Here is a 9290-nt window from a genome sequence, read left to right on the forward strand (position 1 = left end):
GGCGCGTGAGAGGTTTTTGGGGCGCGCTGGGGGGCGCATTCGCGTCGCACCGGTGGGGCGGGCGCACGGCCGCGGTCGGGCGATCTCCTTGCGTCGGTCGGGCGTTCGGAGCGGGGTAGGTGTATCCGCCGGGGCGCGTTCGACGGAGCACATGCGGCACCGGCACCCCTCTTGAGCGCCTCCTTCATGGCAGCATGGTGAACCGGTGCGCACGGCGCACTTGTTGTCCACAGCCTGTGGAGGCGTCGATGCGGTGGTTGGTGGGATGGAGCAGCACCGCCGCGGGTGCCCTGGCGTTCGGCTCCGCCGGCGCCACCGGGTCCGACGGCGAGACCGTCCAGCCGGTGGGTTCGCAACCGCTGTGGGGCGGCCCCGATCCGCTGTGGGCGGTCGGCGACTGGCGCCCCGACGAGGTGCGGGTGGTGTCCGCCGACGCCGAGACCCGGATCGCCGTCCTCGGCACCTGCGGCGCCACCGACGAGCAGCTGCGCGTCGCCCTGTTCGCCGCGCGCGGCGGCGCGCTCCGCCATCTGACCGCCTGGCCGGGCAGCTACACCGCCGTCGTGCGGGTGGGCCGCCGCGTCACCGTCTGCGGCGATCTCGCGGGCGCCCGGCCGGTGTTCCACACCCCCTGGGAGGGCGGCACGGCCTTCGCGACCGCCGCACTCCCGCTCGCCGACCTCGTCGAGGCCAACCTCGACTTCGGTCACCTCGCCGCGCTCCTCGCCGCCCCCGACGTACCGGCCGCGCTGTACGACTCCACGCCGTACGACGGCGTGAAGCGCGTGCCGCCGGGGCACGCGCTGATCCTGCGCGCCGGGGCGCGCGAGATCGCCGGGTACGAGCCCGTCGCCTCGCTCGCCGTCGCCGCGCCTCCCGCCGACCCCGACAGCGCGGTGGACGCCGTGCGGGACGCGCTGGTCGAGGCGGTACGCACCCGGCTCGCCGCGCCGCGCCATGTCCCCGGCGCCGACATCGACCCCGGTCCGGTACCGGGCATGGGGCCCGCCGAACGGCGCGCGGCGCGCGGGATGCCGGTGCCCGGGATCGGGGCCGACCTGTCGGGCGGAGCCGCGTCCGGGACGCTGGCGCTGCTCGCCGCCGGGCTGCCGGGCATGCCGGGGACCGTGCTGGGACACGGCACGGGCGCGGGGGAACGGCTGCTCGCCGTCACCTTCAACGATCTCGTGGGGGGTTCCGCGGGTGGTGCGGCGAACGGGACGGCCGGTGGTCCGCTCGGTGGGCGGGAGGACGAACTGGCGCGGGCCGGGGCGCTGGCCGCCAACCCCCGGCTGCACCACGTGGTGGTCGCGGGCGGCGAGGACACCCTGCCATACGCCGATCTGGAAGGGCCGCTGACGGACGAGCCGGGACCCTCCCTGGTGATGGCGGCCCGGCACCGGGCGCGGCTGGCGGCGGGCAGCGCGGACCACTTCACCGGGTACGGGGCCCGGCAGGTGCTCGACGCGCATCCCGCCCGGCTCGCCGATCTGCTGATGGACCGCAAGCGCCGCCATCTCGTCCGGCCCGTCGCCGCGCTGGCGAAGGCGGACGGGTCCGTGATGGTGCCCGCGCGGGTGTACGCCGCGGCCCGGCGCCTCGCGCGTACGCCCTACCGCACGGGGCTGGAGAGCCTCGCGGAGCGGCTGCTGCGCCACCAGCCGGACGACGAGGCTCCCGGGGGTGCGGCGGACGCTTCGCTGGCCGCGCTGACCTGGGGAAGACCCGGGCCTGCGGCGCGCTGGCTGACCGGTGAGGCGCTCGCTGAAGTATCGGTTCGCCTCCAGGCGTCGACGAGCCGGTCCGAGGTGGGACCGGGGCAGCGGCCCGGTGACTTCCGCGCGCGTGCCGCACTGGCCCGGCACGCGGCGGACCTGCGGGTGCTGGAGCAGGCCGCCGAGATCCGCTTCCAGCGGCTGCACACGCCGTTCCTCGACAACCAGGTCGTACGCGCGTGCCGGGCGCTGCCCGAGGCGCTGCGGGTGCGGCCGGGGGCACGCGCCGCGATTCTGCGGACCGTGCTGGAAGGCGCGGGCGTGCGGGAGCTGCCCGCCGGGTGGGGCGCGCCGACCCAGGCGACCACGGCGGCCGCGGCGCGGACCGGGCTGCGGGTGGCCGCGGGCATGCTGATGGCGCTGTTCGACACGCCGCTGCTGGCGGAGGCGGGACTGGTGGAGGCCCGGGTGGTGCGCAGGGCGCTGCGGGCGGCGGCGGAGGGGGAGCCGCTTCCGCTGGACGGGCTGGCGGACCTGGTGTCGCTGGAGCTGTGGCTGCGGCGGCTGCTGGCCCGACGGGGGACCTGCTGGACGGGGACGCCCGGGCGGCAGCGGGCGGTCCCCGAGGGGATCGCGCCGCAGCGGGGGGCGTTGGCTCGCGGAGCTTGAGCGGGGGTGCCCGCATCGGGCGTACGGTCTCGCGGCTCGTCAGGTCGACGCGGACCGGGGCACCGGCGTGGACCGGGGCACCGGATCGCCGCCCTTGATCCTTCCGGAGTTCCGCAGGGGAACGCCGTCCGCGTGGACGGATGAGGTGACCCTGCCGAACTTCTGCGTCAGGTCGTCCGCCGTGTCGTCGCCCGCGCGCATGCGGGCGACGAGGTCGGCGTCGGACGGCGGCAGCTCGCGCGGGGGCGGCAGGACGCTTTCCTCGCGCCAGTCGTGCCGGGCCGGGAGACTGCCGCCCGGCACCTCCGTGTCGTCCGCATGCGCGCGGGCGACGCCCTTGGCTCGGCACCTGCGACGGGCTCCCGGGGGCGCCGTCACCGTACGACTCGTCCCGCCCGCCGACGCCCCTCGCGGAAGCCCCGGACCGCCACCGTTCCTGCCGCACGGCAGTTCCGGCCGTGACCCGTTCGGGCAGGGACCGTACGAGTCTCACGCCGGGCGTGAGCGCAGGCCCTCCAGCAGGATGTCCAGCAGACGCGCCGAGGCCGCCGCCTGCTGCGCCGCGTCCGGCAGGGAGGGCGCGGCCGTGGCGATCACCAGGAGCACGTCCGACACCGACACGTCCGGCCGCAGCGCGCCCGCCTCGCGGGCCCGCTCCACGAGCCGGCCGACGACGTCGAGGAGCTGTGCCGAGCCGGCGTCGTCCTCCGCGCTGCCGGCCGACGGCTCCTCGGGCACCAGCCGCAGCTCACCCGCCGCAGGCTGCGCCCGCTGCTGCGGCACCCGGGCGTGGTCCGCCACGCCGTGCTCGTCCGCCACGCCCACCCGCAGCACCTGCGGCGGCAGCAGCCGCCCGGCGCCCGAGTCGACCGACGTGCGCAGGAAGCGGGACAGCGCCGACCACGGCTCGTCCTCCTGACCGAGCGCCGCACGCGCCTGGTCGGTCAGCCGGGAGGTTTCCTCCTCGGCTATCCGCCGCACCAGGACGTCCTTGCTCGGGAAGCGCCGGTACACCGTGCCCACACCGACCCGTGCCCGGCGTGCCACGTCCTCCATCGGCGCGCCGTAGCCCAGCTCGCCGAAGACCTCGCGTGCCGCACGCAGCACGTGTTCCAGATTGCGCTGGGCGTCCACGCGCAGCGGTGTCGTGCGCGGTCCGCCCACGCGTCCGTGGCCCGACGGAGTGCTCAGCGCGGCGCCGGGCGCGACGGCGGACGCGGAAGACCAATGAGAATCCTGAACATGCATGCGCTTTCCCCCGGTAATGATGATGTCTCCCCCCGGAGACTCCCCGCCTTAGATGGCTGGGGTTCGAGGAACATGCCTGGTGGCCGGACCCGCCCGTCGCGGACCCGAAGAGCGCATCCCCCTACACCCCGTCGACGTAAGAACATAGTTGAGAGGGGGTCAATTCAGAAGGGGTAGGTTCCGCACGGAGCGCCCCCGATCGGAGCAGGGGGCGCATTGATCCCGAATGCGCCCCGGTACGACGCCGGGAAAACACCGCTGACCTGCGCACACGCCGTTCGGTCGGGTCATCCGGCCCCTCTGGTCCGCCCACGGCCTCCGGTCACACAATTCGTCGGGGCTGTGGACAAACGCGAGCGACGGGTGCGTCATGGGATAGTGAAGGAACGTGCGCGCATTCTCGTTGTCGGCGGCGGATACGTCGGGATGTACACGGCCCTGCGCCTGCAGCGGAAGCTGAAACGGGAACTCGCCCGGGGCGCCGCCGAGATCACCGTCGTCACACCGGACCCGTACATGACGTACCAGCCCTTCCTCCCGGAAGCGGCCGCCGGTGCCATTTCTCCTCGGCATGTCGTCGTACCGCTGCGTCGTGTCCTCGACCGGTGCCACATCGTCATCGGCGAGGTCACCGCCCTCGACCACGCCGCCCGTACCGCCACCGTCGCCACACTCGCCAGCGAGGAGGAGGGCAGCGGTGGCGGCCGGCCGATGGCGTACGACGAACTCGTCCTCGCGCCCGGCTCCGTCTCGCGGACCCTGCCGATCCCCGGTCTCGCCGACCACGCCATCGGCTTCAAGACCCTCGAGGAGGCCATCGGGCTGCGTAACCACGTCCTCGAACAGATGGACATCGCCTCCTCCACCCGCGACCCCGACGTCCGCGACGCGGCCCTCACCTTCGTCTTCGTCGGCGGCGGCTACGCGGGCGTCGAGGCACTCGGCGAACTGGAGGACATGGCCCGCTACGCCACGCGGTACTACCACAATCTCCGTCCCGAGGACATGAAGTGGATCCTCGTCGAGGCCTCGAACCGCATCCTGCCCGAGGTCGGCGAGGCGATGGGCCGGTACACGGTCACCGAACTGCGCCGCCGCAACATCGACGTACGCCTCGAGACCCGCCTCGAGTCCTGCGCCGACCGCGTCGCCGTGCTCAGCGACGGCGCCCGCTTCCCCACCCGCACCGTCGTGTGGACCGCCGGGGTCAAACCGCATCCCCTCCTCGCCGCCACCGATCTGGCGCGCGACGAGCGCGGGCGGCTGAAGTGCACCGCCGAACTCGCCGTGGAGGGCGCCACGCACGCGTGGGCCGCGGGTGACGCCGCCGCCGTCCCCGACGTCACCTCGAAGGAGCCCGGCCGGGAGTGCGCCCCCAACGCCCAGCACGCGCTCCGCCAGGCCAAGCTCCTCGCCGACAACGTCGCGCACTCCCTGCGCGGCGAACCCCTGGAGAAGTACGCCCACTCCTACGCCGGGTCGGTCGCCTCCCTGGGTCTGCACAAGGGCGTCGCCCACGTCTACGGGCGCAAACTCAAGGGCTACCCCGCCTGGTTCATGCACCGCACCTACCACCTGAGCCGCGTCCCCACCTTCAACCGCAAGGCGCGCGTGGCCGCCGAATGGACCCTCGCCGGGCTCTTCAAACGGGAGATCGTCTCGCTGGGTTCACTCGAACACCCGAGGGCCGAGTTCGAACTGGCGGCCGGGGGAAGCCTTCTCAGGACCCCCCGCACAACCCGAAGGGGTCGTCCTGACCGGACCCAGGAACTCCACCGACCGGCCCGACGTCTGACGGATGTCGGCCCGGTCGGCAGCCTGCCAGACTGGTCCACCACCGAGGACGGGCGGCCGTCCGTCCCCGGTGCGGCCCCGGGGCCCCGGCCGGCCCCGGTTTCCGGCCGCCGACAACTACACGAGGCAAGGATTCGTGAACTTCACGCGCTGGAGCGCCCGGCTCCCCGGAACGCAGCGCCGCGCCGCAGCGCGCAGCGAGCACACGGTCTCCCCGGACCGGCGGGGAGAGGGCTCCGTGCCCGCCGCCCGCGCCGAACAACTCACCGACGAACCGCCGCCCGTGCCCGCCGTCGACGACCTCAGGGTGCGCGAGGTCCTCGACCACGTCCCCTCCCTCGTCGCCCTGGTGCACGGCCCCGACCACCGCATCGCCTACGTCAACGACGCCTACACGGCCGCTTTCGGCCCCCGCCCGGTCGGCGCCCCCGCGCGGCAAGCGCTCCCGGAGCTGGACGAACTCGGCCTGCTGACCCTCCTCGACCAGGTCCTGCGCAGCGGCAGGCCCCGCACGGTCAAGTCCCGCAAGGCTCCCGACGGCCGCTCGTACACGTTCACCTGCACCCCGGTCACCGACGGCCACGCCGACGGGAGCGAGGGCGGCGGCCGCGGCCGTGGTGGCCGCGGCCGCGGTGTGCTGGTCTTCGCCACCGACGTCACCGACCACGCCGAGGCCGCCGAACGGCTGCGCGCGAGCGAACGCCGTCAGCGCGAGACCGCCGTCACCCTCCAGCGTTCCCTCCTCCCGCAGGAGCTCGAGGAGCCCGACGACCTGCGGGTCGCCGCCACCTACCACCCCGGCGGCACCGAGGCCGCGGTCGGCGGCGACTGGTACGACGTGATCACCCTCGGCGGTGGGCGCACCGCCCTGGTCATCGGCGACGTCATGGGCCGGGGCGTCCGCGCGGCGGCCGTCATGGGCCAGCTCCGCACGGCGGTGCGCGCCTACGCCCGCCTCGACCTCCCCCCGCACGAGGTCCTCCAACTGCTCGACGGCCTCGCCATGGAGATCGACGCCAACCAGATCGCCACGTGCGCGTATGCCATCCACGACCCCAACGAGGGCACCCTCGTCTACGCCTCCGCCGGCCACCTGCCCATCCTGGTCCGCGACGAGCAGGGCACCGTCCAGCGCGCCGACGAGCCGACCGGCCCCCCGCTCGGCACCGGCGGCTGGATGCACTCCTCCGGCTCGATCCCGCTGGGCCCCGGCTCCACCGCCGTCCTCTACACGGACGGCCTGGTCGAGCGCCGCAACGAGGACCTCGACGAGGGCATCGCGGCCCTGGAGCGCGCCCTGGCCGGCGCGACCGGCACCCCCCAGGTGGTCTGCGACCGCCTGGTCCGCTCCGCGGGTGTGACCCCGGACCACGACGACGACGTCGCCGTGCTGGTGCTCCAGCACCCCGCCCGCAAGGGCCCGGAGAGCGAGCTCTTCCGCAACGCCGCCCTGGACCTGCTGGGCGGGGTCGAAGCGGCCCCACGCGCGCGTGCCTTCGCCTCCGGCGTGCTGACCAGCTGGCGGTTCCCCGCCGACCTGCACGACCTGGGCGTCCTGGCCGCCAGCGAACTCGTCGCCAACTCCCTCCAGCACGGCACACCGCCCATGCGGCTGCGCCTGCGCCGCACCGACCGCCGACTGATCGTCGAGGTCACCGACGGTGACGACCACCTCCCGAGGCGCCGCCGTGCGGAACCCGCCGACGAGTCCGGCCGGGGCATCGCCATCGTCGCGACAATCGCCTCCCACTGGGGAAGCAGGCGCACCCCGGGCGGCGGCAAGGCCGTCTGGTGCGAGTTCGCCCTGCCGAAGCCGGCGGGTTCGTAGAGCGGCCGGCCCCGACGGGGTGGGTACGTCAGGCGGGTGCCGGAGCCTGCTCCGCCGCAGCGCCGCCCTGGGTCACCACCAGGCTCCTCGCCGTCGACGGCTGGTTCTGCACATCCGTGAGCTGTCGGCCCAGCCGCAGTGCGAGCACCGTGATCACCAGTGAGACCAGCACGAAGATCACGATGTACGGCGCGTGCAGCGAGGCGCCCATCGGCCCGCCCACAGCGGGGCCGATGGCCAGCGCGAGCTGCTTCACCAGGGCGAAAGCCGCGTTGTACTGCCCCGCGAGACCGGTCGGCGCGAGATCCGCGACCAGCGGGGCGAGCGTCGGTGACAGCAACGACTCACCCAGCCCGAACAGGGCGTACGTCGAGATGAAGGCGGCGGTGGCCATCGCCTGGCTGCCGTTCCCGAGGCCCGCGTACCCGGCCACGGCCCACGCCACGGCCCAGAGCAGCCCCACCGACGCGATCACGCGCGTGCGCTTGCGGCGCTCCACGAACCGCAGCACCACGAACTGCGCGACCACGATCGCCAGCGTGTTCGCCGCCAGCGCCGTCCCCAGGGTCGAGGTCGAGATGCCGGCCGCCTCGACCCCGTACGCGCTCAGTCCCGACTCGAACTGCCCGTAGCAGGCGAAGAACAGCACAAAGCCCAGTACACACAGCTGCACCATGGCCCGGTTGCCCATCAACTGCTTCCAGCTGCCCTTCGCCGACGCCGCCGGAGCGCCCGCGACCCGCGGCGAGTGCGGCGTCCGCACCGTCACCATCACCCCGACCAGCAGCAGGAACATCGCCGCCTCGATCGAGAACAGCACGGTGAAGGAACCGGGTTTCGTGGCGTCGACGAGGTGTCCGCCGATGAGACCGCCGACCCCGAGCCCGAGGTTCTGCAGGAAGAACTGCATGGCGAACGCCCGCGACCGGGTCTCCGCGGTGGAGCAGTCCACGATCATCGTCGCCAGCGCCGGCTGCATCACGGCCTGCCCGGCCCCGAGCACCGCCGCCGACAGCAGCACGCTCGGCGCGCTGCCCGACAGGCCCAGGCTCAGCGCGCCGACGGCGGCCGTGACCAGGGCGACGAGCAGCACCGGCAGCGGACCCCGCCGGACGATGGCCCGCCCGGCGAACGGCAGCACGATCAGTGCGGCCACGGCGAAGACGGCGAGCACCAGGCCCGCCGTCAGGGGCCCGAGCCCCCGCACCTGCGCCACGTAGACGTACAGGTAGGGGACGGTGAAACCGAGCCCGAACGCACTGAGTGCGTTGCCCACGTGGATCCGGCGCATCGCAGCGCCCATCGCCCTGGTCACGTTCACCTCTCTCACAAGTTAGGAGTGAAGACTTAGAAGCTAAAGTTCGAAGGTGAAGAGTACACCTCGAACGGCTTCAGCGCGAAGGGCTTCAAAGTGAAGGTGACGTGCCATACTGCGGTCATGGGCGACACTCCCGGCCTCGGCCGGCCGACAGGGCCGACAGAACCGACACTCGAAGAGCAGCTCGCCGCGTACCAGCGCGAGTTCCAGGACCTCGACCCCCAGGTCGAGAAGATCGTCGCGGCGCTGTCCCGCCTCAACCGCCGTATGAACGTGGCCTACGGTCGCCAGACCGCCGAGCTCGGCATCACCAATGCCGACTGGGAGGTCCTCAAGGCCCTCGTCCTCTCCGGCGCCCCCTACCGCATGGGGCCCAGCGATCTCGCCAAGCGGCTGGGTCTGACGCCGGCCGCCATGACCCACCGGATCGACCGCATGGTCGCCGAAGGGCTCGTCAGCCGGGACCGGGACGAGTCGAACCGGGTGCGGGTCATCGTCGAGGTCACGGACGCCGGCCGCGAGAAGTGGATGGAGGTGATGCGCATGGCGACGGTTTTCGAGGGGGACCTCCTCCAGGACCTCTCCGCGGACGAGCGGACCGCCCTGGACGAGATGCTCACCCGCCTGCTGCGCAGGGTGGAGGACGCCCAGCCCGATGCCGGTGGACGCCTCACGGACCTGGACTGACGGAGTCGGGCTGACGGACCGGCCCGGCAGC

General features: G+C 73.7%; 6 protein-coding genes and 1 pseudogene. 4 read left to right on the forward strand and 3 right to left on the reverse strand.

The genetic code is table 11. From position 1 onward, the window contains the following. Positions 1-248: 248 nt before the first annotated feature. The gene (locus WJ438_RS21515) at positions 249-2384 is read left to right on the forward strand and encodes an asparagine synthase-related protein (RefSeq protein WP_406726683.1); all 2136 of its coding nucleotides are present in this window, start codon (positions 249-251) and stop codon (positions 2382-2384) included. 39 nt (positions 2385-2423) lie between these two features. Here the strand turns inward: WJ438_RS21515 and WJ438_RS21520 are convergent, their stop codons facing one another. Both WJ438_RS21520 and WJ438_RS21525 read right to left on the reverse strand, forming a co-directional pair. Continuing rightward, positions 2424-2762: a hypothetical protein gene (locus WJ438_RS21520; RefSeq protein ID WP_406726684.1), complete on the reverse strand. Its 339-nt coding sequence runs from the start codon at positions 2760-2762 to the stop codon at positions 2424-2426. Positions 2763-2873: 111 nt separating this feature from the next. Beyond that, a complete protein-coding gene (locus tag WJ438_RS21525) occupies positions 2874-3632 on the reverse strand; it encodes a TetR/AcrR family transcriptional regulator (RefSeq protein WP_406726685.1) in 759 nt (252 codons plus the stop codon). Between the two features lie 375 nt (positions 3633-4007). Here WJ438_RS21525 and WJ438_RS21530 point away from each other — a divergent pair. Then, positions 4008-5389 (forward strand): annotated as a pseudogene (locus WJ438_RS21530) (NAD(P)/FAD-dependent oxidoreductase). Between the two features lie 173 nt (positions 5390-5562). Continuing rightward, positions 5563-7254 (forward strand): SpoIIE family protein phosphatase, encoded by a 1692-nt coding sequence (locus WJ438_RS21535; protein WP_406726686.1) that lies wholly within the window; start codon positions 5563-5565, stop codon positions 7252-7254. Positions 7255-7282: 28 nt separating this feature from the next. Here WJ438_RS21535 and WJ438_RS21540 read toward each other — a convergent pair whose 3' ends face one another. Further along, positions 7283-8557: an MFS transporter gene (locus WJ438_RS21540; protein WP_406729764.1), complete on the reverse strand. Its 1275-nt coding sequence runs from the start codon at positions 8555-8557 to the stop codon at positions 7283-7285. 135 nt (positions 8558-8692) lie between these two features. Between WJ438_RS21540 and WJ438_RS21545 the strand changes: the two genes are divergently transcribed. After that, positions 8693-9259 (forward strand): MarR family winged helix-turn-helix transcriptional regulator, encoded by a 567-nt coding sequence (locus tag WJ438_RS21545; RefSeq protein WP_406726687.1) that lies wholly within the window; start codon positions 8693-8695, stop codon positions 9257-9259. The last annotated feature ends 31 nt before the right edge of the window (positions 9260-9290 follow it).

Origin of the sequence: Streptomyces sp. GD-15H, assembly GCF_045291515.1 — a bacterium.
GTDB lineage: Bacteria > Actinomycetota > Actinomycetes > Streptomycetales > Streptomycetaceae > Streptomyces.